The sequence below is a fragment of the Pseudoalteromonas sp. MMG007 genome, assembly GCF_018100985.1.
Lineage (GTDB): Bacteria > Pseudomonadota > Gammaproteobacteria > Enterobacterales > Alteromonadaceae > Pseudoalteromonas.
Genome location: NZ_JAGJEI010000004.1, coordinates 215,972 through 240,695 on the forward strand (window position 1 = coordinate 215,972; position 24,724 = coordinate 240,695).

Consider the following 24,724-nt stretch of genomic DNA (forward strand, 5'->3'; position numbering starts at 1 on the left):
CACACAGTATTGCAAACAATGCTTTGCGACGGACTCACAACTTATTAGCGTAAAATATTTATATAGCGGGTTTGGTGTAGATAGCAGTATAATGCGCGACTTAAATTTATTTAGCTTAAAGGTTTTAGCTGTGAATCGTCGTAAAAAAATCGTCACTAAATTTCAAAAGAAAGATAAACGCGCTAATGCCAAATTACATAAAAGCGGCAAACCAGCTTATGTGTCAAAAGCTGAGCGCGAAAAACTAGCTGAACAAGAAAATAATGAACCACAGGTAATCCAAGAGTAGCTTTACGTTACCTGTTGCTTTGATAATTTAAAGTGGCAAAAGTACCGAGTACTCACATATGCGACTACTGCCGTGGCAACTGTAAGTTCAAACGTAGCTAAATAATTAACTGTATCAATATATGGCATTGTGAAGTTTGTACTTTGCATCCAATCTTTCATTTTAAATAATGCAGTTGCTCCAATAACCATTGGAAACGTAAAAGCGGCGTAGCTAGCCGTAAAAGGTCTGCGTAATAACTTTATAAATAACACATAAACAATCAGTGTTTTTGTTATCGCCAATATAAATAATACGCCCACTATAAAGAATGATGGGTTAGCTACAATATGAAAATACCCCGCTAACGTTAAGCTAGCTGGTGCTGCTAAAATGGCAAGTGTTGGTTGTATTTCGTAGTCACTTTTTAACGCTAACAAAAAACGATAAAACATAATTGGCAGCATTATAGCGTACGTTGATATACCAATAACTAACGCACTATAAGCTAACCACGCTAATGTTGGATTTCCCGAAAAAGTAACATCTGCAATAATTATCCCTACAGGTGGCACAAACCAACTGGGCGCCATATCTTCAAAATTAAACTTTTTTGCTCGCTGGTATAAAAAACTCACCAAAAATATGAGATGCAGCACCAAAGCTAAAACCCACATAATGTCGCCAGCTAATGGGTTAAATTGCCCAACTGAGTTTGAAATAACAAGATTAGCCATTGCAAATGTAGGGATCACACTCCCTGCAACTGGGTGTGCTAAATCGGCTTTCAATAAATGAGGGTGTAGTAAAAACTTAGCAGCCAAAAGTAAAACTAATAAGCCAGCGAGTACCGCTCCTAAAAATTGCCCGTGATTATTTAAGTTAAAAACGTTTTCCCATGTCCACCCCATACTAGCAATAGCTAAAGCTAAACCGCTCATGGCTGTTGGCGCACCCATCACCTTGTTTTTAAATTGCTTAAACACTGAGCTTCCTAATCACTGGGTAATGAACATTTACTGCATTACCTTAAAATAACGCTGCAAAATTAATACAAACGTATTTAATAGAACGCTTTTTACATACAAATATTTCATAAAAAAAAGTTTTCAGCTTAATTATTTAAGCACGCAAAAAAGCCATAACATGGCTATGGCTATGGCTTTTACTTTATTTTAAAATTTAGTTTAGTTAAAACGCGTAACTAACGCTTACATTAAATGAACGACCCTGCCCTGCAAGTTGTTCAAACCCGTTGCTGCTATCTTGTTTAAGTGCTGCAATACTTACGCCCCCTAGTGGAAGTTGGTAGAACTCATCAAACACGTTACTCACTTCTGCGCTTAGCGTTAATGAATCCCATGTGGCTTTAGAGCTTAAATTAACCAAGCTGTAGCTGTCTGTTTGGTTTTCAAAACGATTATTATCTACACGGCTTTTAGTATCGACCCACTGCCAAGACAACGCGTTTTCAAATCGACCTACTTGCTGGCTAATACCTAGCTGAGTTTGCTGTGGTTTAATTTGATAAAGCGGCTGGTTAGTATCGTCGCGCTTGCCTCTCGTATTAGTAACATTAGCGTGTAACTGCCAGTTACCTAGTTGCTTAGATTCATAAATGTTGGCTGATAAATCTATTTTTGCACCGTACAAAATCGCATCTACATTAGTAAACTGAAAAATGTTACGCGCTGTATTGTCCAAGTCATAACTATTAAAGCTTCTTACACTATCAGCATCAATATAATCACTCACATCGGTATACCAAACATTGGTACTTAACCGCCAACGATCATCTTTTGCCGATTTAATATAAGTAGCACTTATTGTATGCGCTGTTTCAACATCTAAATCAGGGTTACCAATATAACCATTACCATCGCCGTACCAACCAATCATAGTGGTTGCCATGGTACTTACACCCCAACTGTATCGCTCATATAAATTAGGGGCGCGGTTTTTACGGGCAAGGCCAAATTGTAGCTCATCATAATTTGTTATTTGGTAGTTAATTAATAAATTAGCGTCAATTACAGTGTCGATTTTATCTCTGTCGCCAACATTAAAGTTCTGTGCAGCAACAGTATTATCTGTAGACGTATCGCTCATGGTCATACTTTCCATACTACCCATGTCGCTCATATCGCCCATATCCATCACGCTCATACCGTCGTTATAAGATTGAACTTTTCCTACTTGGGTATTAACACTTTCAATACGTACGCCTGCGTTTAACCACAGTTTTGTATTTATTTGGCTCTCGTATTCAGCAAATGCAGCTATGCGCTCTCGTTTGCCGTTATTTATATTTACATAATCATTTGGCCCCATCATTGTTGAGCCTTCAATAGCCGGCCACCAATCATCAATGCGGTAGTTATAGTATTCTTGACCAAGCAGTAATGTGCTATTTTTATCTAGATTAATGCGCCAATTAAGCTGTGTGCTTATATCTTGTGCATCGGTTTTCATTGGCATCATGCCTGTTTTTTCTTGGCTAAAAAAACCCATTTCGTGCTTTACACTGTGCCAATTAAACTGCCCTTCAAATTCGCTATTATCAAAAGAGCGTTTGTATTGAGCAATCGCACCGTAACTGGTGTTATCGGTCATATCCATATACTGATTTGCAAATCCTTGGTACGGAATTTTTTGATGTGTTAGTTTTATAACTAATTGCTGTTTTTCATCGCGTATGGCACCCGTTAAGCTGTGATTTTGTGCTCGGTATAATGTATCAAGCACAACATTGCCATTTCCATCCTCGTAACTATCAGCATCACTAAAAGACCCTTGGTAATTAAGGCTAAACGTGTCGCTTGCTAAGCGTGCTCCTGCGCCAAGCTTACGTCCATTATCCACACTGCTGTACTTAGCAGATACATAACCTGAGTGCCACGCTAAATCACTACTTTCACTGTATTGTGGTGCAATCGAGTTAACACTAATCACACCTGCTATATTATCGCCCCCCGCGCTTACTGGTGAAACACCAGCTACTACGTTGTAAGACGTTATTTGATTTGCAGATATATAAGAAAGAGGCGGATTCATATGATTAGCGCACGCCGCTGTTACATCGGCGCCATCAACAAGTACTTTTACTCTATCGCCCATTAAACCATTTAAAATAGGTAAGTTAGACACCCCACCCGCAGCGGAAAAATCCACACCTAAGTCACTTAATAACGATTCTGACGAACCAAGTGCTAAGTGCTTATTTTGTGCATGCCCGTGCACTTCAATTACTTCTAAGTCGTTATCATCGGCAACAGCAACTGACGATATAAAGCCGCTAATAATTATTGTTAAAGGAGAAAGTAAAAATATTTTATTTGGTTTACTTTTATAAGTCATAGGAGGTTATGCCACTGTAATAATTGGCATAATTATATAACGAGGGAGTTTATGTAAAGCGCGACATAATGTCGCACTTTATTAAGTAATTAGCTATTAAGCTGTGCTACAGTTTGCGAAACCACATCTGCACCGCGTTCAATTTCTTTAATCACCTCAGACACATTAGATATTAATTCTCTACCTTGTTCAGACGAGTCTGACACTGAGGTAATTTGCTTAGAAATATCGTTTGTTAGTTCTTGGTTGTTTTTAACCACGGTCGCAATTTCGTTAGTCGATTTACTTGTACTTGCTGCAAGCTGCCTTACTTCGTCTGCAACCACAGCAAAACCTCTGCCATACTCACCTGCGCGAGCCGCTTCAATGGCGGCATTAAGCGCTAATAAATTGGTTTGATCGGCAATACTGCTAATGGTCGATACAATCGAACCAATAACGGCTGATTGCTCATTTAGGTTTTTAATTAAATCGACCGACTTAAGCACTTGGCTTACAATTGCATCTGAGTTAGTAATGGCGCTTTGTAGTATTTCAGAGCCTTGCTTAGCTGTTTCTACCGTAGCCACAGCCGACTCGTGTGCAATTGCTGCGGCATCGCTTACTGCGGTATTGTCGTTTATACGAGCGGTTATATCAGATGCAAATTTAATGATTTTAACAACATTGCCTTTACTATCTAATATGGGGTTATAGGTCGCTTCTAACCAAATTTCTGAGCCATTAGAGGTAATGCGCTTAAACTTACCAGACTTAAACTGGCCTTGTGCTAGCTCATTCCAAAATTGTGGATTTTTCTCATAAAATAATGAGGTACAAAACATCTTATGGTGCCGCCCAACAATATCCTTTAGGCTGTAACCAATTGTAGATAAGAAGTTTTGATTGGCGCTTATAATATTCCCTTCTGGAGTAAACTCTATGGTTGCTAAAGCTTTATCAAGTGCCTTTGCTATCGCCTCCTGCGCCTGCCTTTGTAAATAGCTCGTTGTAATGTCTGAGGCTATTTTTATAACCTTAGTAACAATGCCATTTTCTTCCACAGGAAAATATGTAGCTTCTAACCAAAGCTTATCCCCGTTGGCTTTAAAGCGTAAAAAAGAACCGCAAGTAGATTTACCTTGTTGTAAGTTGTGCCAAAATAGACTGTATTCTTTAGAGTTTGCATATTCAGGTTCACAAAATATTTTGTGATGCTCGCCTATTATCTGCTCTTTACTATAACCAATAGTCTCTAAAAACAGTTTATTAGCGTCTAAAATTATTCCTTCAGGTGAAAATTCAATATAAGCAACGTGCTTGTTAATCGCTGACAAGATCGATTGCTTTTGAATTAATTGAAGCTCCAGCTCTTCAATTTTTGCGTTTTTTATAGAAATACCAAACATGTAAAAACCTTAAGGAGTAAATTTAAAAGTAATAATGTGATATTGAAATGTAGCTACACTGTAAATATAGGCCTAAAATAGATGATAACCTAATATTTTAAGATCTTATAGCTTCATGCTTTATAAATAGTTTTTTTGCTTTTAGCTTTTTTAAAAGTTATTTATTCTAATTAACATTTAAAAAACCCTGTAAAACCATTAACTTTATGCATGACTCAATACTCATTTTAAATTAAAATACCCCTCTCACTTAACATCTACTCTCACACCACAATTTAAGTTAATACTCAGCCCTCTATTTAAGATTTGCAGCGCTGTTCTATTTTAAAATTAAAACCTTAAGGGATCTTTCATGAGCGCAGATATCGCGTCGACGCCAAACGGACTAAACCGAACTGCTATTTTAGTGGTATTAGCATTAGGCACTTTTATTTTAGGCTTATCAGAATTCTCAATGATGCCAATGCTGCCATTAATTAGCGAAACGTTTGGCTCCACACCTTCACAAACTGGTTATGCTATTAGTGCCTACGCTATTGGTGTTGTTATAGGTGCCCCGATTTTAATGCTAACTACAGCCAATATGCGCAAACGCAAAGCACTGCTAATATTTTTAAGCTTAATGTGCATATCTAACGGTTTAAGCGCCCTTGCGACCTCTTTAGAACAATTAGTTATTTTTAGATTTTTAAGTGGCTTACCCCATGGCGCTTACTTTGGTGCAGCTATATTGCTAGCGTCTGATATTGCACCTCAAGGCAAACGAGCCAGCTTTATGTCTAAAGTATTTATGGGGTTAACAATCGCAACAATAGTCGGCGTGCCTATTGTTACCTTAGTTGGGCAAAACCTTAGCTGGCGTTACTGTTTAGCAGGTGCTGCTGTTTTAGCATTTATCGCCTTTATTTTTGTTTATAAAGTGGTACCTAATATTGATAACGCTAAGCCTTCTAACTTATTAAACGAGTTTGGCGTGCTAAAAAACAAACTTGTTTGGTCAATTTTAGGTATTGTTATTATTGGTTTTGGCGGTGTTTTTTGTATATACACTTATATTGCCGACACTATTTTAGATGTAACTAAAACAGCGCCTTATACTATATCTATCGCGATGGTAATGTTTGGTATTGGCTGTACACTCGGTAATTACGTATTAGGTAAAGCCGCTGATAAATCAGCAATTAAAACCACGGGCTTTGCCCTTGTTTGTACTATTGTATTTGCTTTTGCCTACGTTAGTGCAAGCCATAATATATGGATGCTTTATGCAGTAGTATTTTTTATTGGCTGTAGTGTAGGCTTAGCAACGCTTATCCAGTCTTTATTAATGGATGTATCACCTGATGGCCACGCAATGATTGGTGCACTGGTGCAATGTGCATTTAATATAGCCAATGCGATTGGCCCTTGGGTTGGCGGTATAGCGATTGCTCAAGGTGCAGCACCAAATCAAACAGGCTATGTTGCGGCAATTTTATTTATTGGTGGGTTTTTTATGTGGTTATTAAGCTACATACAGTTAAATAAAAAGCAGCAAGTAGCACAAACGTGCTAAACACATTTCAAAATAAGACACTCCCAAATACAAAAAGAGCCGCTAAGTAGCGGCTCTTTTTATAGTTGCGCATTATGCACTGAGTGATTCCATATCAATGCCAAATCGATAACGCACATCTGATTTTTCCATACGTTCGTACGCTGAATTAATTTCGTCTATGTTGATCATTTCACACTCTGGTAGCACGTTATTCTCACCACAAAAATCAAGCATTTGCTGTGTTTCTGCTATACCGCCTATAAGTGAGCCTGCCACTTGGCGACGCCCCATTAATAAAGGCACAGTATTTAACTCATCAACAGGCCCCACTTGGCCAACAATAATTAAAGCGCCGTCAATGTCTAATAGCGGTGTATAAATTGATAGGTCGTGCTTCACAGGCACTGTATCAATGATTACATCAAATGCCGACAGCGACTTTTTCATTTCATCATCGTTTGTTGACACTAAGTAATGTTGGGCACCCAGTTTAACGGCATCCTCTTTTTTAGATTCGCTACGCCCAACAACAGTAACAATTGCTCCCATCGCTACGGCATTTTTAACCGCCATGTGCCCTAAGCCACCAAGCCCTACAACAGCAACACGGCTGCCCTTTTTAACGCCCCACTTATGAAGTGGAGAATACGTAGTAATACCTGCACATAGTAAGGGGGCCACACGCGAAAGATCTAAATTTTCAGGAATTGAAAGTACAAACTCTTCGCGTACAACCACACTTTTAGAATAACCGCCTTGGGTCATTTCGCCGGTTTCTCTATCTTTACCTGCGTAAGTGCCAACCATGCCCTCTCGGCAAAATTGCTCTTCGTTGTTGTCGCACTGATCGCAACTTTTGCATGAATCAACCATGCAGCCCACACCAACTGTATCACCTTGCTTATATTTTTTACGTCGCTACCAACCGACTTAACTTTACCAACAATTTCATGGCCAGGTACGAGCGGGTATTCAACACCGCCCCAATCATTTCGCACAGCATGTAAATCTGAATGGCACACACCGCAGTATAAAATTTCAATTTCTACATCGTTATTGCGTAAATCGCGGCGCTCAAACGCAAACTCTGTAAGTTCAGAACCTTGGCTTTTTGCTGCATATCCTACTGTTTTCATAATAACTCCATAGTTTATAAAAATTTAAGTCGAGTTCACGTTAACGTACAAGCTGTGAATTTAAACTGACCAAAAAAAAGCCCAACAATGTTGGGCTTTGATTTATATACGCTCTGCTATTTTATTTTTCGAGTAAAGTATTTATTTCGTCAATGATTGCATGGATGCGCTGTGCATTTTTACCTAAATCACTACGTCCAACACGCGATTTACTACGAATATCGACAAAACGCTGATTAGCATCATCTGTAATACGAATAACCACATCATCTTTGAACCCAAACCAAGTAGTTGTGTCGGTGGCTTCTACAATACCCGTTGCCGAGTTTGTATTAACCAAAGCAAAACCTAAGTTTTTAACTGCTTGCTCACTGACAGCCAGCAAATCAGTTTTTGATTGTGCATAGCTTAATGTTTTAAGCTCAGGGTAGGCTTTACGTTGTTGAGCTGCCGTTTCTTCACCGGCATAAGCGACAGGGTTAGACGCATCGGCTCTAAGTGGAGCAATTGCTACAAACTTTGGTGGATTAACCAGGTCTGTCGAAATATCATGAATTGCAGGAACACTTTTAGCTTTATTCATCATATTAAGCGGCATTGCAATGGCGACGGCAGAAAATACAAAAGCAATTAAACCACTGCTTAGCGTTAACGTTTTACGCATAAAGATAGCTTGTACTATTAGCAGCACTAATGCCGCACCACCCGCGTACACACCAAACCTAAAACCGGTAAAGGCAGTGCCAAGTTCAACAAGGCCAAATTTATATAAAGGCCCTGGTAATATAACTAACAAAAACGCAATTAAGCTTACTAAACTCACTAAAACTTTCATTTTAAGATTCCTTTACTGTGTGTAATTTTTATTTTAAATAACCTAACGAGTACACTATACCGCCAAGCACTGCGTTTAGATTACTATTAGCGACCAATTACACAAAAAAGTCCAACGTTGTGTTATTAAAGTTACTTAAATTAGGAAATATATCAACAAGCTCAGAGCTTGGAACGCCAAACCACTGCGCTAACGTTGCAAAGTATTGCTCGTTTGCAACTTGCGGTATTAAACGCCCACCACCCGTGTCTTGTGGGCCATCAAGTTGTTGAGTGAGTAAGTCGCCGTAAATATTTTGCCCTTTTACAGCCCCGCCCATCACTATTTGATTACCAGCCCAACCATGGTCTGTACCATCTCCGTTTGAAGTGAGCGTACGACCAAAATCCGACATAGTAAACGTGGTTACCTTATCGCTCATACCAAGCTCAGTCATTGCATTATTAAATTCAGCTAAACCATTAGCCAATGTGTTTAATAGTGCTGGGTGCGTTGTTAACTGATTATCATGCGTGTCAAACCCGCTCATAGACACAAAAAACACTTGGCGTTGTGTGCTTAATTTAGCTTGAACACTGATTGTTTTAGCCACCGCTGCAAGTTGCTCACTAAAACTTGTTTCGCTAAATGAGGTAATAAGCGCTGGTGCATCTTCTAACGCATTATTCATACTTTGCGTGTTGTTAATCGCGCTGTTTAAACCATCTGCGTAAGCGCTGCCTAACACATGGTTGGTGTTACCTAGTATGCGGTTCATTATATTCGTTACATGCTCAGTACGAGGCTGGTATCCACCAAAAGCATTTATAGTACTTATACCACTTTTATTTAATGCAAATGCGCTAGTGCTAGCTCCTGTTTGCCACAGGTTAGTACCATCAAGTGAAATATTAGCAGCAAACTCATCATGTACGGCTAAGCGTTCAAGTAAACGCGCTCCCCAGCCACTGTTTAAAGATGCCTTTTCACGGCCATACATCCACGATGCTTGCTGGTCATTATGCGAAAATAAATGCAGAGGCAATGGCACCGCTTTATTTTTGTAGTCATTTAACGATGTTGGTGCTAACAAAGTCCCTACTCCACCTATAAAGGCTAAATTTTGAGACTCAAACACACTTTGAATAGGCGCTAGCGATGGATGAATACCCACTCCACCAGCAAATTGATTTTTAATGCTAAGCTCTATGGGGCTTGTTACTGCTAGGTTTTGTCTGCTTTGCTCATACAAGTTACGTTGCTCTGCCTCAAGCGGTACCAGCATATTCAATGAGTCATTCCCACCATACAAATACACACACACTAGCGCTTTATAATCGCCTAGCTCAACAGCATTGGTAGCACCTGTTAATGCTTGTAATTGTAGGCTTGTTAAAGCCGCAGCTGACACACTGCCTTTTAAACATAATGACAAAAAATCTCTTCTATTAACGCTCATTATGCGCTCCTAATACTGCACGTTAAATTCAGGTGAAATTGCAATCATGTATAATAAATACGATACCCGCTCTCGGTATTGGTCTTCATCAAAATATGCATCTAAATCATTTAAAGCTTGCTTGGTCTCGGTACTCATATTGCCTGCAAAATATAAGGTGTTGTACCTGTCTAAAAGTGCATTGATGCCATTTTGAGCCAAGTAATCCATATCATTTTGCACGTATACATAAATACCTGAAGGGTTAAGGTTTGTGTGCGCTTCAGCTGTACTCCATACTAAACTTGAATATAGTGCGTTCATGGTACCAATTAAGGTGGCGTCGTTAGCAATTTGTAGTTCCGGTGCCACTAAAGCGCTATTACGCAAAGAAGCCGTTTGATAATCAGGTCGAAAAAAATTAAACACAGAAGCCGACTGCATGGGTCCTTGCCCATAACTGTCAATTAAATTCCAGGTTTTATAAACACCTTCTTGCGATTTTGCATTTAGGTTACGCCAAAATTGTACCGTTTTTAAAAGTGGCTCTTTAATTTTACCTTGATAGCTCAGCACCGAGCCAAAATGGCGTGCTTCATCATCCAAATAAATCGCTTTTACCACTGCGGCTAGATCACCACGTACTCCCGCGCCATTATCATTAAATACATGTGCTACACGCTCTACGTATTGCGGTGTAGGATTTGAAGTAATCAGCCGTTGAATAAGCTGTTTAGAAATAAACGGAGCGACATTTTGATGATAAAATAAGTTATCGATCGCGATAGCTAAAGACTCTTTAGCGGTGTAACCTTGTGGTATTACTTCGTTATTCAATAATGTTTTTTGCAAGCTTGAGTGGTACTCATCAAACGCTTGCATTGGGCTTAAGTAATCGTAACTTTTACGTTTAAAGGTTCCGCTGTCTGCAAATGTCCAACCTGTAAACACACGGGCAAAACCTTCTATTTGTCTTTGCCCATACGTTGCTATGGTATTGCCACTAGCATCAAGCTTAGCACTGCCATCTAGATTTAACTCTTCAAGCCCAATCGTAAATAGCTGCATTACTTCGCGTGCGTAGTTTTCATCAGGGCGAATATTAAGAGTTTCATCCGCTTTTTCGTTACCTAAATGGCTTAGATAAGTGCCCATTATGGGTGAAAGCGTTACATCCTCAAGTAAGTCACGGTAGTTACCAAAGGCATGCTTAAGCAATAAATCGTAGTAACCTATCATCCCTTGCGGATGTGCTCGTAAATCGCTATTTTCATCCGACACCACAAGTATTTCACTGAGCGCAAACGCGACCCGTTGGCGAAGCTGATCATCACTTTGTAATACAGCTTTCCACCACGCATCAATACGGCTTATGTATTTGAAGTCATCGTCGTCATCTACTTTTATTAAGTATTCACTGTGGTAATTAATTGGCTGTGCAATTTGGTTATCAAGCCATTGTTGCTCGCTCAAACCACGTGCACTTTGTATCTCAGTGTAGGTAGGCCCCATACTTGCTTGGTGTAACAACCTTGCGGCACTGTGATCGTCCATACTATTACGTGCCGTAAAAGAAACAATCTGAGAGCTTGTAGCCCCTTCGTTATCTGTGGCAGTCACACTAAATGCATAATCAATTGGTTTATAACTTAATGCTGGTGCCAGAGTGATTGTTGCGCTTGTAGCCTCTATTGGCTTATTAAGTAATACAGTACCTGAGGTTTGCTGCCACACAACACTGCTTATAGTGCCGTCTTTATCGCTGGCAGTTGCAGTTAGTTCAATGGTTTGCCCTTTGGCTATTTCGGTAGGTATATTAGCGACTGATAAAATAGGGATTTTATTTCCGTTAATGGTTGGCGTATCATCTGAGCCTGAATCACCGCAAGCACTAAGTATAAATATTGAGCTTGCGATTAAAGAAATTTTATAATGCATAAAGTCGTCGTTATTTGTTAATTACAGCACATTAAGCTGTACCGAGTTTATTGCAATTATTGAAACACAAAATTTACAATTTAACCTTTTATTTTTTGTAACCGAATCATGAACCCCCCATTAACAAAGCTGTTTGCTTGGGGTTATAGCCAGAGCCTTATTATTTATGAAAACAGAAATTCGTTACCGTTTTGAATCTTCACAAGTTGCTAACAGATTCGTGCATGTACTAAAAGACTGGCCCATAAGCGATGTTAAAACACGCTTATTTAACGGCGGCGACAGTGTAAAAGTAACTTATGAGTATGATGAAAGTGGGTTTGATTACACCTCTGCCGAGCTTGATGATTTAGCCGAGCAACACGATGGTAAAGAGGTTTAACTAATAAAGTGAGTTATTAAGTATTATCTATATAGCGCCAATGAGGTCACAATATCGGCGCACATTTTAAGCCTACTGAGCCTCAACAATACTAAATGTATTTTGTGAGCGTTTAGCTAAATCAAGTACTTCGTAATAATTTAGGCCATCAATTTTTTACCGATAATAAAATAGTTTATTTCATTAGTCATAGTTGGGTCGCCAACAACATCTTCTGCGCTTTGCACATCAGAAAACTGAATAGCAATTAATGACCCAATAAAAATCATAGAATCTTTAGGTTTCAGTTTTTTAATACCTTAGTAACCCCCGTTTGGGTAGACTCAGGTGTGGAGCCATCAAATCTAAAGTCATTTTTTGTGCTAACGCACGCACTAAGCATTAATATTGATAATGCGATAAGTAAATATTTCATATATATCCTTATTTATTATTCGTGATACTTGCGGATCATCGCCACTTTACCGTTTTCCATCTCTATTACTTCCATCATTACTGAGGTGTACTCTATTGGCTGTTTGCTTTGTGGGTGAATGCCTTTAGCGTGGTTTTTATAACGAATCGCAAAACCGCTATCGTTAAATATAAAGGTATTGAGTAGCTCACTTTCATACAGGGTATGCGCGCCTAAATAAAAACTCATGCCTTTGCGCATCTGCTTTTTACCATCAGGAGTACGTGAGTCGTCCAGTTGATACGGTATATGCTGGCTGCCTACATCGTCTGTTAATAAAGCAAGGTAGGTTTCAAGCTCTTTAGCTCCTGCATTAGGGGCTTGCGTGGCGGTCATTGTAGTGTAGTAATGCTGTGCGAACATTTTTAAGTCCAGTGACTTTTCAGCATAAACCGAAAAGGGAGTCACTAATAGCAAAGCTAATGTAAAAAGTAGTTTCATCACTTCTTCCTTGTAGTTAAAAGTATTTATTTATAGGTACACTACATTTATAAGTTCAAAAATAAAACAAATACTTTTAAATTAATAAACCTACATTTTGCTTTTTACTCTATTGGTTGCCACGCTGTTGGCCGGATCGTCTGGCCAAAAATGTTTAGGGTAGCGACCTTTCATTTCCTTTTGCACATCGCGATAACTGCTTGCCCAAAAGTGCGCAAGATCTTGAGTAAGTTGTAATGAGCGCTTACCTGGCGATAGTAATTCCATAAGCAGTGGCAGCTTACCGTTGGCAAGCATAGGCGTACTGGTTAAACCATACACTTCTTGCATGCGCACGCTTAACTTTGCGGGGCCATCTAGCTGATAATTAATTTTTATATTTGAGCCACTAGGTACCGTTAATCTAAGCGGTAACAATGTTTTTAGTGCTGTTTGCTGTGGCCAGTCAAAACAATTTTGCAGCGCTTCAAAGTAGTTAAACTTTTTAAGCTGATCGAGTGTTTTTATATCTTGTAAGTACACGCCTAACCAATCTTCAGCTATTTGTATAAGGTGTTGCTCGCTAATAGTTGGGAATTTATCAGGCATAAACTGACTGGCTAAACTCATGCGTATTAATAATTGTTGTGCATCGGGCTGTTCATTAAATAATGCAAAGCCGTGTTTAGTAAATAAATTAAGCCACGCTTTGGCACGCTCGCTTTTATCTAGCTTTTGTTTACTCGCCTGGCTTGTAAGCGTAATAGCGCCGAGCTTTACTTCGTCTTGATGAATAAAGCGCGCGGTTTTTTCGTCAAACTCACAACGAGTGAGCGTAGTAAACAAATGCGGTAAGTAATCTTGTAGCTCAAATGGGCTAAGCGCTGTAGCTGCAAATATACGTGCGCCTTTATGGCCACCCATGGTAGCAATAGCCAGGTAGTCATCGTTATGCCAGTAATCAGTATTTAAATCAGCACCCGCACCATTAGCAAGTAAGTAGCCATTACCACGTTTTTTTGCGATGCGATCGGGGTAAGCTAATGCCACCAGCAAACCTAAATACTCGGTGTTTAGTTCGCTGTTACTGTCGGTTACTTTTAAGCGGCTTTGCCAGTATTTTAACTGCTGTTTAAATACTGGGTGTGGTCTTTGCTGCTGGCTGTGTAACGCTAAGCTTAGCTCGTTGGCGCTGTTTATTCTGCTCTCAAGCAGCGCCACTAAATAAAGTGCTAAGCGATAAATACCAGGGAGCTTTGTCTCAAGCGCCTGCGCTTTTAAAAGCATATGCGCTAAGCGTATATCCGCCCCAAAACCCAGCATGTTAATGCCTAACTTTGTTAGTTTGCCTTTGCCATCGATGGCTTCAAGCATAGTTAGTAAGCTCATTGCTTGTGTGCATTGCTGAGCCGTTGGCTTATCAAGCAAGGTGAGTTCGCTAATATTTGCACCCCACTGTTTTGCTTCAAGCATAAGTTGGCTTATGTCCGAGGTGAGTATTTCGGGGTTATCGTGGCTATTGCGTCGCTCAAAGGTTTGTTTTGAACCAAGCCTGTACACCACACCTTGCTCTATTCGCCCTGCTCGCCCTGCACGCTGCACGGCAGAGGCGCGCGATATACTTTGTGCTGTAAGCTCCGTTACACCTGTTTTTAAGTTATAACTGGCCGTGCGGCGTTTACCGCTATCAATAACAATACGTATGCCTTCAATAGTTAAGCTGGTTTCAGCTACATTGGTGGTAAGCACAACTTTGCGCATACCCTCAGGCGCAGGAGCAATCGCCGCTTGCTGATTGGCTTTATCTTGCTCGCCAAATAACGTGGCAACTAGGCAATTACTTGGCAAATCATTAAGGGCCTGTTGTACGCGTGATATTTCAAATTGCCCAGGCAAGAACACCAGCGCACTGCCGCTTTGCTCGTTTAGTGCTTGTTTTATTAAAGCGGGAATAGCATCAAGCCAACGGCTTTCATCTTTTATGGGTATGTATACTTCGTCTATGGGGTAACTGCGCCCACTTGATTGAATAACTGGGCAGTCAAAAAATTGTGTATAGCGCTCGGTATCAAGGGTCGCCGACATAAGCAGTATAGTTAAATCGTCACGCAGTGCACTTTGGGTCTCTAAAGCAAAGGCCAGTGAGGTATCGGCTGCAATTGAGCGCTCATGAAACTCATCAAATATCAGTAAGTCAATATCGCTAAGTTCTGGATCGTTTTGTAGCATGCGAGTAAGCATGCCCTCAGTCACTATTTCAAGGCGTGTGTTGCTACTTACTTTACTCTCACCGCGTACACGAAGGCCTACACTTTGCCCCACATTCTCGTTTTGGCACTGCGCTAGGTAATTGGCAATATTACGTGCAGCTAAGCGGCGCGGCTCCAGCATTACAATACGTTTAAAATGGCCGTCGCGCATAAGCTCTAGCGGTAACCATGTTGACTTACCTGCACCAGGTGGTGCTTGTAATAACGTTATATGATTACTTTGTAATGTAGTTACAAGTTGTTGATATATGTTTTGAACCGGCAGCACTGCTATTTACCCAAAATTGCTTTGTGGGCATTGTAACAAAAACCAAAAATAAACGCGTCGCAAAAGCTAGTGAGTTTACGCGTATTTATAATCAGCAATAATTACAGGCTGCTCTGTACATTTTTTAAGGATGTACTTATTGAAATATAGATAACGCCCCTCTTAAAAATATAAGCTGCTGACTATAAACATAAAATAAAAGTTTGACTGGTTGGAACGCGCCTTGCTCCTTTTATAGTGAACGTTAATTAAATCTAAGTAAGGAGAAACTTATGAACAGCGATCGTATGAAAGGTAATTGGAACGAACTTAAAGGTAAGGCTCAACAAAAATGGGGCGATCTTACTGACGACGATTTAGACAAAATTGAAGGTAGCCGTACAGAGCTAGTGGGTAAAATCCAGCAGCAGTACGGTAAATCTAAAGAAGAAGCAGAGCGTGAAGTAGATGAGTTTGAAAAAACTCACTAATCGCTAACTTCTAAAAAAACCGCCATTTGGCGGTTTTTTTGTTTAACGGCTAAAAAAGGACGTTATTTACGCTTTTAATTGGTTACCTATAGGCAATTGCCTAATACGTTTACCACAAGCGGCAAAAATAGCGTTACACAATGCAGGGGCGTAAACCGGTGTTGCGGGCTCGCCAACGCCTGCTGGTGGCGCATCGCTTTGTATTATTTCAACTTCTACCTCTAGTGGTGAATCGCTCATACGCGGTACGCGGTAATCATGAAAGTTACTTTGCTGCACGCGACCTTTGTCAAAAGTAATACCATCGCTGATTGCTGTTGTAATACCGTAAATAGAACCACCTTGCGTTTGATTTTTAACGGTATCGGTGTTTACAACCGTACCTGCATCAATGGCAACCCACGATTTAATCACGTTTAAATCGCCAGCATCTGACACTTCTACTTCAACTACTGTTGCCACATACGTTAAAAAGCTGCGGTGCGCTGCAATACCTAAACCCCGACCTTTTGGAAGTTTTCGGCCCCATTTGCTTATATCAGCTACTTTTTCAATAACATGACGTAACTTACCAATATCTAATGGGTAAACATCTTTATCGCCGCCATAGTTATCGTACGTCGCATTTTGCTCAGTTACATCCAATATGCGATCAGGGCCTATGGTTTCGAGTAAATAATCTTTTTGGTCGCGCCCTGCTTTGTGCGCCGCTTCAGCAATAAATGACTGAATAGCAAAAGCATGGAAAATATTTGATACCGAGCGCATCCAACCTACTCTAGTTTTAGCGGGTGCTTCGCCATTTTCTAGCTTTAAATTAGGTGAGTTTATAGGGTTATCGGTAAAACCTAAGCGCAGCTCAAAGCCTGCAGGCGACGTTGCCCCTTCTTGAAACGTAGATACAATTGGCGAAAACGCCGTACGATGTAAATAAGCTTCTATGTTACCTTTTTCATCTAATGACGCTTCAATATGTTGAGCCGATACTGCATGGTAAAAGCTATGTTGAATATCATCCTCTCGCGTCCATTGTACGCGTATGGGTTTACCCACTTTCATTGAAATGTAAGCAGCTTCTGCTGAAAAATCAGGTTTTGATTTACGCCCAAAACCGCCACCTAACATGGTGACATGCACGTTAATTTGGCTCTCTTGCATACCAAGTAATGCGGCTACGGTTTTCATATCGGCTTGTGGGTTTTGCGTTGCAGCCCAAATATCTACACTGTCTTTATTGTACATTGCCGTGGCGCAAGGTGGCTCCATAGGTGCTTGGGCTAAGTGCGGCGCATAGTAATCGGCTACAAGTTTATTACTCGATTTAGCCAATACGCTAGTGGTATCGCCTATTTCGCGCACATGCGCTTGCGGCTCATTCACTGTTTGCAATAACGACTTTTTAAAGTTCTCTGAATTATAATCGCCGTTTTTACCATCATCCCACACCACTTTTAGTGCTTTACGCGCCTGCCATGCAGCCCACGTATTTTTAGCAACAATAGCAATACCGCCTTTTGGCTGAAATTGCGGTGCGCCTTTTGGTACAGGCATTTCAATAACATCAACTACGCCATTAATTGCTTTAGCGGCGCTGGCATCAAACGATTTAACCACACCACCTACTACCGGCGGGCGCTCAATAATAGCCACCAGCGCCTTTGGTTCGCGTACATCGGCAGCAAATGTGGCTTTACCGGTTACTAAATCGGTTAAATCTATGTGCGCCATACCGGTATTTATATAACGCCATTCTTTGCGTGTTTTAAGTGTTAGCTTATCAAGCTCTGGCGGGGTAATACTAAGCGCTAGATCTATTAAGTCTTTATAGGCAAGTGTTTTACCTGAGCTGTGGGTAACCACGTGCTGATTAGCTATACAGGTGTGTGGCTCAACTTTCCAATATTTAGCAGCTGCGTGCTGCATCATGTAGCGTACACTTGCGCCCATTTCGCGCAGGCGCTGCATGTTGTAGCGAATACTGCGCGAACCATCGGTATTTTGATCCCCGTATTTAGGGTCGCCCTTACCTTGAATTACCACTACTTTATCCCACGCCGCTTCCATTTCGTCTGCCACAATTTGGGCAATGGCGGTACGAATTTGTTGACCCATTTCAGAGCGGTGGCAGGTTATTTCAACCATGCCATCGGGGCGCAGTGCTATAAATAAGTTGGCACGTTTTGCTTGCTCTGAGGGTTGCTCTAACACGCCTGCAAACGCTTTTGGTGCACTGCCTACAAAATAAGTGCCTAGTACTAATGCGCCTATTGCGCTAGTTTTTAAAAATTGGCGGCGGTTTAGGTCAAAGTACGTATTGTCGTTTTTCATACCTCTTCCCCTTGATCATTTGGGTCAAAATACTCAACGCCCGCCATGGTTTTAGCCGCCGACTTAATCGCTTTATGAATACGTGGGTATGTACCACAACGACAAATATTGCCCGACATATTACTCACTATTTCATCATCAGTTGGGTTGGGGTTAGCTGCTAATAAGCTCGCCGCTTGCATAATTTGCCCGCACTGACAAAATCCACATTGCGGCACTTTATGCTCAACCCACGCTTTTTGCACTGGGTGATCGCCCTGCTCGCTTAGCCCTTCAATAGAGGTAATATTGCGCCCGACCACAGCCGATACCGGTAATATACACGAGCGCTGCGCTACGCCATCAATATGTATGGTGCATGCACCACACTGCGCCATGCCACAGCCAAACTTAGGCCCGGTTAAATTTAATTCATCTCGCAGGTACCACAAAACGGGTGTTGACGGGTCGCCAGAAAACTCATGCTTATTACCATTAATGGTAAGGGTGATCATATTAGACTCCTTGCAATGCGCTTTACAGGACGACTCCCTACAGCGCGTGGACGGTTTTAATTTACTTACTACTTTTTAGCCTACCACTTAGAACTATTTTATTAAAATACTAATTACTAGAACGTTTGGTACTAAAAATACATTACTCACTATTAAGTAAGCTGCTAATACTAAATTAAATAGCGCTTATAACATCTTCTGATAAAACCCGTTGATCGTCTTTGTAAACTTCAAGCCAACCTGGCGGTGATGTATCACAACCAATAATGGTTACTTGTAACACATAACTGTAACGTCCATTTTTAAACGTATAGTGATGATTCCCGCCGCTACCCTCAAAGGTAATATCACCGTTTAATAAAACCATATCGGGCTTATCGCTAATCTTTTTATCAATACTCCACACTGTATACCGAAAATTATGCTCGTCTAAATCATCAACACGAATACGATAGTTAGCTGTTTTCCAATTGAGTATTGGTTTTTTAAAAGTATTAACACTTGAATGCAGAGATTGCTTATCGTGTTCAATTAATCGTTCAGCGAGTACTTGCTCTTTAACATTTTGAGTATTTACAGTTATGATTTTGCCGTCTGTATCAACCCACAAAACGCCGTTATTTAGCATAATGCCGCGCCAACCAACTTTATCCCAATCGGTATTAACATTAGAGCTGCCAATAACAGTAACAAGTTCATCGTCAAACACTTCATCAAAGCGGTTAATAAACTCAGCCTCATTTTTAATGTCAGGTATCGGGTACTGTCGTTTTAGCGGGTAGCGAATATGCGCAGCTATTGCAGCTTTATCATGCGTTTTAAAAGCAGAAATAACAGGTAAAACACTCTCGTGATACTTTTGCTCAAGCGCAAATGTGTTCGATGTAGAAAATAGAGATAGGCAAAGCAATATGTAATTTAGATACTTCATCGATAGTCCTATATACTCTTTAAAATCTCTAAAACTAAAGGGTCTTGAATAGGTTTTCCAAAAAAGTTCGTTATATCAAAATATACTTCAACTTCACTCTCTCCTTTTTTAATCGTGATCAAGTCATATTGCTTCAATGCTTTATCTGGAGTTTGGACAGTAAACTCCCTTTTTTCTGAATGATTACCTATTGTAACTAGTACACGTTTAGGAGTTTCGGGATAGGTTGATTGCTTAATAAGTTTATATCTAGGGTATTTTTTAGATAGCCAAAAATGCTCAGCAGCCACTCCCGCATCGGTCGTAGATGCGCCAATTATCAATACGGCATTTTTAGCAGAAGAGCCATCTCCTCCATTAAATTTAATTAGGTCATTATCAAAATTATAATTGAGTTCCTGTGTAAACAAAGGCTCAATATGCTTTCCTGAAAAAGATACTATCTTAGCTATAGCATCCGTTAACTGGGAAATACCTATGATCATAGCCGTAAGAAAAACTATTCCTGCGACTACCTTGTTATTTTTCATTTTAGTTTTAAAAAATTCCGCCCAATTCATTAAATTTATCCTTATTTTATAATGAAATGTAAAACTTTAACCCACTCAAAATTAAATGCTTCAAAGAAGCACGTTTGAGTCTCAATTTACTATCTAAAGGCATACTTATAACTTTAGATGTTATAAAGATTAATAATAAATATATTAATTATTAATCCGCATATAAACGAAGCCAGTACATTTGAGTAAATTCGAACGTCATAGTTTTTCATAAAGCGCTCTTTCATTATAGTTATTGAGATCAAAACTAAGCACAAATAAGCAAACCAGGGAGATACAAATATATCTGCTAATTTAGATTGCATTAAGGGAGCGCTATTGCCATATTTTGCGTTACTTATCGCCTCAAAACTCTCACGATCGAATGCGATGGCAGCTATACCAAATAAAAAAATTATATGAGTAAATAATAAAGCTAAATTTAGCGCTCTTTTAAACAAGCTGATTTCATGAGTTTTAATAATACGCGATCCAAGCATTTTAGCTTCCTGTTCCTAAAAATTGATTTGAAAGGCTAATCTGACTTGTTTAACCTCAAAGCGAAAATTAAATAACGTTCCTGCGAATAAAACAAGTTTGCTTTTACTTTTTTTGGCTAACCAAGTTTGGGTGCCATGGGTTGAAGTATCATAAAAAAGCACAACGCGAGATCCTATGATAATATTTAATATAAACCAAACTTACTTGGTGCTTTTTAAAATCAATCTAAGACACTTTACTTTTTTAACCTAATCTAAACAAAGCCTGCTACTTCGTTTTTCATTGCAAAAGATTTGAAGTGAAATCTAGCTTATTTTTTCTTATAGGGGCTCTTCCAGCAGGAGTAGCTATGTGTTTAGTTTATACTAGATTAGATAACTAAAAAAATTGTAGTTAGTCTAAGAGTTGCCAATAATGCATATGTCGAAGCCGTATAAAGTGTAACCGCGACGTCTTTTTTTACCTTGTTTAAATGATGATTAAAGGGAATTTAATGAAACACGACAGAGTAACGTTAAGTGAAAATATAAAGGGTGTTTTTTTATTTGTTTTATTCTTTATCATCACCTTAGTTTTACCGATTGCTTCATATAATGAAGTGGCATTTGTCTTTGAGGCGTTAAATAATCACCCGATGATTTTTAAGGAAAAGAGTTTTGCTCCGAGCTTAATTTTAGGCACGCCAGCATTTGCTATGCTCACTCGACTAATATTATTAAAAGTAAGAAACACTGGAGTAGAGCCAGAGCTTCTAATTAAATGGTATAAGCTCTGTGGGATTACTTTAATTTTACTATTAGTTTCAGTTCCTACTTATACTTACTTTATTGAAAGTAAAATTAAAAGTGAAGGCTACATTATTTGTAACTCTTACAGTGGCAGCACTAGAGGAGCCCCAGATGTATGGGTTACCTCTCAACACTACTGCATTAAAAAAGGTTACAGAGTCAGCTCAGACATAATAGATTGGTTAAAACAACAAACGACTGAACCAAAACCAAAAGATGTTATAAAAAAAGTAGATGAGCTACTCGCTAACAGCCCTTGATGATTTTTTAAAATACACACAAAAAACGAGCCCCTCTGGGCTCGTTTTTTTTCTGATAGCTGACAGCTAAAAACTGACCGCTTCGCTATTCAACTACTTCACTATGATTCCGGCTCATACCCCAAATTAGGCGATAGCCATCTTTCTGCCTCTTCAAGCGTCATATTGGTTCGTTTAGCGTAATCTTCTACTTGGTCTTTTTGCACTGCGGCTACTGCATAGTATTTTGCCTCTGGATGTGAGAAATACCAGCCCGAAACAGCAGCACCTGGCCACATGGCGTACGAACTAGTTAGCTGCATGCCAATGCGTTTTTCGGTATCGAGTAACTGCCAAATTTTCTTTTTCTCGGTGTGCTCTGGGCACGCTGGGTAACCTGGCGCTGGGCGAATACCTTGGTAGTTTTCGCGAATTAGCTCATCGTTACCCAGGTTTTCATTGGGGGCATAACCCCAATACTCTTTACGCACTTGTTCGTGCAGGTATTCGGCAAAGGCTTCTGCGAGCCTATCGGCAACTGCTTTTACCATTATTTTATTGTAGTCGTCTTGCTGTGCATCGAACGCATCGGCTAAATCGTCTTCTTCTAAACCGCCCGTTACGGCAAACGCACCAAAGTAATCAGGTGTGCCTTTTGGCGCAATGTAGTCGGCTAAACAATAGTTAGCAAAGTCGGTTTTTTCGGTTTGCTGGCGTAAATGGCATGAAGTAGTTAACAGCGTTTTACGGGTTTCGTCGGTGTATATTTCTATGTCGTCCCCAACGCGGTTTGCAGGGAATAAACCAATTACACCTAAAGGCTGTAAACTGCCTGCTTTTTCAAGGTCGTCGAGCATGTCGTTAGCGTCTTTAAATAAGCTGCGTGCTTGCTCGCCAACGACTTCATCGTCCATTATGCGCGGGTATTTACCAGCGATTGACCACGTCATAAAGTATGGGGTCCAATCTATGTATTTACGTAACGTGGCGATTGATACATTTTTAAACTCGGTCACCCCCAGCTTTTTAGGCACTGGTGGCGTGTAGTTATCCCAATCAAGCTGTGCTGCGTTATCGCGAGCACGCTGTATGGTAACCGGTTTTGAACGTGGTTTTTTGCGCGCTTGTTGCTCGCGCACTTTTACGTATTCGGCTTTTGTTTTTTCTAAAAAGGCTGGTTTTAGCTCTTTAGATAACAAGCTCGATACTACGCCCACTGCACGGCTGGCGTTATTTACATACACGACGCCTTTGTCGTACTGAGGCTCAATTTTTACTGCAGTATGCGCTTTAGAGGTCGTTGCGCCGCCAATCATAAGGGGTAGTTCAAAACCTCGACGAGTCATTTCTTTGGCTACGTGTACCATTTCGTCAAGCGATGGGGTAATTAAACCCGAAAGGCCGATTATGTCGGCTTTTTCGTCGATAGCTGTTTGCAGTATTTTTTCGGCAGGTACCATTACGCCTAAGTCGATTACTTCGTAGTTATTACATTGCAGTACTACGCCTACAATGTTTTTACCTATGTCGTGCACGTCGCCTTTTACGGTGGCCATAACCACTTTACCGTTAGTGGCGCCTTCTTCTTTCTCAGCTTCTATGAATGGGTCTAGGTAGGCCACTGCTCGCTTCATTACACGGGCTGATTTAACAACTTGCGGTAAAAACATTTTACCTGCGCCAAACAAATCCCCTACCACGTTCATGCCATCCATTAATGGCCCTTCAATCACGTGGATAGGTTTATCGGCAGCAGCGCGGCACTCTTCCGTGTCTTCATCTATAAAGGTAGTTATACCTTTAACAAGCGCGTGTTCTAGGCGTTTTTCAACAGGCCATGTACGCCATTCTAAATCTTCTACGCGTTCGGCTTGTGCCATACCCGAAAACTTAGGGGCTATTTCTACAAGGCGCTCACCTGCACCGGGGTCGGTATTGAGGATTACGTCTTCTACGGCTTTACGAAGTTCCTCGGGGATGTCGTCGTAAACCGCAAGCTGGCCTGCGTTTACAATGCCCATATCCATACCCGCTTTTATCGCGTGGTATAAAAACACCGAATGAATGGCTTCACGTACGGGGTTATTACCCCTAAACGAAAACGATACATTAGACACCCCGCCCGACACTTTACAGTGAGGTAAGTTTTGCTTAATGCGGCGTGTGCCTTCAATAAATTCTACGGCGTAGTTGTCGTGCTCTTCTATACCGGTGGCTACAGCAAATATATTAGGGTCGAATATAATATCCTCCGGCGGAAAACCTATTTCATCGACTAATATTTTGTAGCTGCGCGCACATATTTCATATTTTCTATCTGCGGTGTCGGCTTGGCCTTCGGTATCAAACGCCATAACAACAGCGGCTGCGCCAAATCGTTTAATAATTTTAGCTTGGCGTTTAAACGGCTCTTCACCCTCTTTAAGCGATATTGAGTTAACAATAGCTTTGCCTTGAATACATTTAAGGCCTGCCTCTATTACATCCCATTTAGAGGAGTCGACCATAATAGGCACTTTAGATATATCGGGCTCTGAGGCAATTAAGTTTAAAAACTTAACCATGGCTGCTTTTGAGTCCAACATGGCTTCGTCCATGTTTATATCAATAATTTGGGCGCCGTTTTCTACTTGTTCGCGGGCAACGGTAAGCGCCGCTTCATAGTCTTCTTCCATGATTAAGCGTTTAAACATGGCAGAGCCAGTTACGTTGGTACGCTCGCCAACATTGGTAAATACTGCAATTTGCTGTGTCATATTGGCTC

General features: G+C 40.4%; 22 protein-coding genes and 1 pseudogene. 5 read left to right on the forward strand and 18 right to left on the reverse strand.

The window, feature by feature from the left end; all coding sequences use genetic code 11:
• The first annotated feature begins 130 nt into the window (after window positions 1–130).
• Complete coding sequence (locus J8L71_RS07955) at window positions 131–289, forward strand: DUF2986 domain-containing protein (protein ID WP_211000098.1); 159 nt, start codon at window positions 131–133, stop codon at window positions 287–289.
• Between the two features lie 2 nt (window positions 290–291).
• On the opposite strand, the gene J8L71_RS07960 is transcribed toward J8L71_RS07955, so the two are convergent.
• The 3 genes from J8L71_RS07960 to J8L71_RS07970 form a co-directional block, all read right to left on the reverse strand.
• On the reverse strand, window positions 292–1,254 hold the full coding sequence (locus J8L71_RS07960) for a TDT family transporter (protein WP_211000063.1): 963 nt from the start codon (window positions 1,252–1,254) through the stop codon (window positions 292–294).
• A 205-nt stretch (window positions 1,255–1,459) separates the two neighbouring features.
• The gene (locus J8L71_RS07965; protein ID WP_211000064.1) at window positions 1,460–3,625 is read right to left on the reverse strand and encodes a TonB-dependent receptor; all 2,166 of its coding nucleotides are present in this window, start codon (window positions 3,623–3,625) and stop codon (window positions 1,460–1,462) included.
• A gap of 89 nt (window positions 3,626–3,714) precedes the next feature.
• A complete protein-coding gene (locus tag J8L71_RS07970) occupies window positions 3,715–5,013 on the reverse strand; it encodes a PAS domain-containing methyl-accepting chemotaxis protein (RefSeq protein ID WP_211000065.1) in 1,299 nt (432 codons plus the stop codon).
• A gap of 352 nt (window positions 5,014–5,365) precedes the next feature.
• Between J8L71_RS07970 and J8L71_RS07975 the strand changes: the two genes are divergently transcribed.
• Entirely contained in the window at window positions 5,366–6,568 is a 1,203-nt protein-coding gene (locus tag J8L71_RS07975; RefSeq protein WP_211000066.1) for an MFS transporter, read from the forward strand.
• Window positions 6,569–6,640: 72 nt separating this feature from the next.
• On the opposite strand, the gene J8L71_RS07980 is transcribed toward J8L71_RS07975, so the two are convergent.
• The 5 genes from J8L71_RS07980 to J8L71_RS07995 form a co-directional block, all read right to left on the reverse strand.
• Window positions 6,641–7,423, reverse strand: coding sequence for an NAD(P)-dependent alcohol dehydrogenase (locus J8L71_RS07980; protein ID WP_247655237.1), 783 nt, complete (start codon window positions 7,421–7,423; stop codon window positions 6,641–6,643).
• Window positions 7,312–7,686, reverse strand: coding sequence for an alcohol dehydrogenase catalytic domain-containing protein (locus J8L71_RS18510; RefSeq protein ID WP_247655238.1), 375 nt, complete (start codon window positions 7,684–7,686; stop codon window positions 7,312–7,314). The genes J8L71_RS07980 and J8L71_RS18510 overlap by 112 nt, the downstream gene beginning before the upstream one ends.
• A 121-nt stretch (window positions 7,687–7,807) precedes the next feature.
• Window positions 7,808–8,521 carry a DUF1499 domain-containing protein gene (locus J8L71_RS07985; protein ID WP_211000067.1) on the reverse strand — a complete coding sequence of 238 codons (714 nt, stop codon included), beginning with the start codon at window positions 8,519–8,521 and terminating at the stop codon, window positions 7,808–7,810.
• Window positions 8,522–8,618: 97 nt separating this feature from the next.
• On the reverse strand, window positions 8,619–9,959 hold the full coding sequence (locus J8L71_RS07990) for a DUF1501 domain-containing protein (protein ID WP_211000068.1): 1,341 nt from the start codon (window positions 9,957–9,959) through the stop codon (window positions 8,619–8,621).
• A gap of 9 nt (window positions 9,960–9,968) precedes the next feature.
• Window positions 9,969–11,876 carry a DUF1800 domain-containing protein gene (locus tag J8L71_RS07995; protein WP_211000069.1) on the reverse strand — a complete coding sequence of 636 codons (1,908 nt, stop codon included), beginning with the start codon at window positions 11,874–11,876 and terminating at the stop codon, window positions 9,969–9,971.
• Window positions 11,877–12,042: 166 nt separating this feature from the next.
• Here J8L71_RS07995 and J8L71_RS08000 point away from each other — a divergent pair, with 166 nt between their 5' ends.
• Window positions 12,043–12,258 carry a hypothetical protein gene (locus J8L71_RS08000; RefSeq protein WP_058547298.1) on the forward strand — a complete coding sequence of 72 codons (216 nt, stop codon included), beginning with the start codon at window positions 12,043–12,045 and terminating at the stop codon, window positions 12,256–12,258.
• Window positions 12,259–12,398: 140 nt separating this feature from the next.
• Here J8L71_RS08000 and J8L71_RS18610 read toward each other — a convergent pair whose 3' ends face one another.
• The 3 genes from J8L71_RS18610 to hrpB form a co-directional block, all read right to left on the reverse strand.
• The gene (locus tag J8L71_RS18610; RefSeq protein ID WP_282098389.1) at window positions 12,399–12,527 is read right to left on the reverse strand and encodes a hypothetical protein; all 129 of its coding nucleotides are present in this window, start codon (window positions 12,525–12,527) and stop codon (window positions 12,399–12,401) included.
• 161 nt (window positions 12,528–12,688) lie between these two features.
• On the reverse strand, window positions 12,689–13,153 hold the full coding sequence (locus J8L71_RS08010; RefSeq protein WP_211000070.1) for a nuclear transport factor 2 family protein: 465 nt from the start codon (window positions 13,151–13,153) through the stop codon (window positions 12,689–12,691).
• 90 nt (window positions 13,154–13,243) lie between these two features.
• Complete coding sequence (gene hrpB, locus J8L71_RS08015) at window positions 13,244–15,670, reverse strand: ATP-dependent helicase HrpB (protein WP_211000071.1); 2,427 nt, start codon at window positions 15,668–15,670, stop codon at window positions 13,244–13,246.
• Window positions 15,671–15,942: 272 nt separating this feature from the next.
• On the opposite strand from hrpB, the gene J8L71_RS08020 reads away from it, so the two are divergent.
• Entirely contained in the window at window positions 15,943–16,140 is a 198-nt protein-coding gene (locus J8L71_RS08020; RefSeq protein ID WP_002958133.1) for a CsbD family protein, read from the forward strand.
• 66 nt (window positions 16,141–16,206) lie between these two features.
• On the opposite strand, the gene J8L71_RS08025 is transcribed toward J8L71_RS08020, so the two are convergent.
• From J8L71_RS08025 to J8L71_RS08045, 6 genes and pseudogenes are all read right to left on the reverse strand, one after another.
• Window positions 16,207–18,348 (reverse strand): molybdopterin cofactor-binding domain-containing protein, encoded by a 2,142-nt coding sequence (locus J8L71_RS08025; RefSeq protein WP_348771791.1) that lies wholly within the window; start codon window positions 18,346–18,348, stop codon window positions 16,207–16,209.
• 28 nt (window positions 18,349–18,376) lie between these two features.
• Window positions 18,377–18,430: pseudogene (locus J8L71_RS18630) on the reverse strand (hypothetical protein); the annotation flags it as partial.
• Window positions 18,431–18,464: 34 nt separating this feature from the next.
• Entirely contained in the window at window positions 18,465–18,962 is a 498-nt protein-coding gene (locus tag J8L71_RS08030; RefSeq protein WP_211000073.1) for a (2Fe-2S)-binding protein, read from the reverse strand.
• Window positions 18,963–19,137: 175 nt separating this feature from the next.
• A complete protein-coding gene (locus J8L71_RS08035) occupies window positions 19,138–19,893 on the reverse strand; it encodes a hypothetical protein (protein WP_211000074.1) in 756 nt (251 codons plus the stop codon).
• 8 nt (window positions 19,894–19,901) lie between these two features.
• Window positions 19,902–20,453, reverse strand: coding sequence for a hypothetical protein (locus J8L71_RS08040; protein ID WP_211000075.1), 552 nt, complete (start codon window positions 20,451–20,453; stop codon window positions 19,902–19,904).
• A gap of 113 nt (window positions 20,454–20,566) precedes the next feature.
• Window positions 20,567–20,932 carry a hypothetical protein gene (locus J8L71_RS08045; RefSeq protein ID WP_211000076.1) on the reverse strand — a complete coding sequence of 122 codons (366 nt, stop codon included), beginning with the start codon at window positions 20,930–20,932 and terminating at the stop codon, window positions 20,567–20,569.
• Window positions 20,933–21,426: 494 nt separating this feature from the next.
• Here J8L71_RS08045 and J8L71_RS08050 point away from each other — a divergent pair, with 494 nt between their 5' ends.
• Window positions 21,427–21,981 carry a hypothetical protein gene (locus J8L71_RS08050; protein ID WP_211000077.1) on the forward strand — a complete coding sequence of 185 codons (555 nt, stop codon included), beginning with the start codon at window positions 21,427–21,429 and terminating at the stop codon, window positions 21,979–21,981.
• A gap of 101 nt (window positions 21,982–22,082) precedes the next feature.
• Here the strand turns inward: J8L71_RS08050 and metH are convergent, their stop codons facing one another.
• Window positions 22,083–24,716 carry a methionine synthase gene (gene metH / locus J8L71_RS08055; RefSeq protein ID WP_211000078.1) on the reverse strand — a complete coding sequence of 878 codons (2,634 nt, stop codon included), beginning with the start codon at window positions 24,714–24,716 and terminating at the stop codon, window positions 22,083–22,085.
• Between the last annotated feature and the right edge of the window lie 8 nt (window positions 24,717–24,724).

Bases quoted from the DNA above. Each gene is read 5' to 3' on its own strand.
- J8L71_RS07965 (WP_211000064.1), bottom strand. From the start codon at position 3,625: ATGACTTATAAAAGTAAACCAAATAAAATATTTTTACTTTCTCCTTTA.
- J8L71_RS07970 (WP_211000065.1), bottom strand. From the start codon at position 5,013: ATGTTTGGTATTTCTATAAAAAACGCAAAAATTGAAGAGCTGGAGCTT.
- J8L71_RS07975 (WP_211000066.1), top strand. From the start codon at position 5,366: ATGAGCGCAGATATCGCGTCGACGCCAAACGGACTAAACCGAACTGCT.
- J8L71_RS07980 (WP_247655237.1), bottom strand. From the start codon at position 7,423: ATGGTTGATTCATGCAAAAGTTGCGATCAGTGCGACAACAACGAAGAG.
- J8L71_RS18510 (WP_247655238.1), bottom strand. From the start codon at position 7,686: ATGAAAACAGTAGGATATGCAGCAAAAAGCCAAGGTTCTGAACTTACA.
- J8L71_RS07985 (WP_211000067.1), bottom strand. From the start codon at position 8,521: ATGAAAGTTTTAGTGAGTTTAGTAAGCTTAATTGCGTTTTTGTTAGTT.
- J8L71_RS07990 (WP_211000068.1), bottom strand. From the start codon at position 9,959: ATGAGCGTTAATAGAAGAGATTTTTTGTCATTATGTTTAAAAGGCAGT.
- J8L71_RS07995 (WP_211000069.1), bottom strand. From the start codon at position 11,876: ATGCATTATAAAATTTCTTTAATCGCAAGCTCAATATTTATACTTAGT.
- J8L71_RS08000 (WP_058547298.1), top strand. From the start codon at position 12,043: ATGAAAACAGAAATTCGTTACCGTTTTGAATCTTCACAAGTTGCTAAC.
- J8L71_RS18610 (WP_282098389.1), bottom strand. From the start codon at position 12,527: ATGATTTTTATTGGGTCATTAATTGCTATTCAGTTTTCTGATGTGCAA.
- J8L71_RS08010 (WP_211000070.1), bottom strand. From the start codon at position 13,153: ATGAAACTACTTTTTACATTAGCTTTGCTATTAGTGACTCCCTTTTCG.
- J8L71_RS08020 (WP_002958133.1), top strand. From the start codon at position 15,943: ATGAACAGCGATCGTATGAAAGGTAATTGGAACGAACTTAAAGGTAAG.
- J8L71_RS08030 (WP_211000073.1), bottom strand. From the start codon at position 18,962: ATGATCACCCTTACCATTAATGGTAATAAGCATGAGTTTTCTGGCGAC.
- J8L71_RS08035 (WP_211000074.1), bottom strand. From the start codon at position 19,893: ATGAAGTATCTAAATTACATATTGCTTTGCCTATCTCTATTTTCTACA.
- J8L71_RS08040 (WP_211000075.1), bottom strand. From the start codon at position 20,453: ATGAATTGGGCGGAATTTTTTAAAACTAAAATGAAAAATAACAAGGTA.
- J8L71_RS08045 (WP_211000076.1), bottom strand. From the start codon at position 20,932: ATGCTTGGATCGCGTATTATTAAAACTCATGAAATCAGCTTGTTTAAA.
- J8L71_RS08050 (WP_211000077.1), top strand. From the start codon at position 21,427: ATGAAACACGACAGAGTAACGTTAAGTGAAAATATAAAGGGTGTTTTT.
- metH (WP_211000078.1), bottom strand. From the start codon at position 24,716: ATGACACAGCAAATTGCAGTATTTACCAATGTTGGCGAGCGTACCAAC.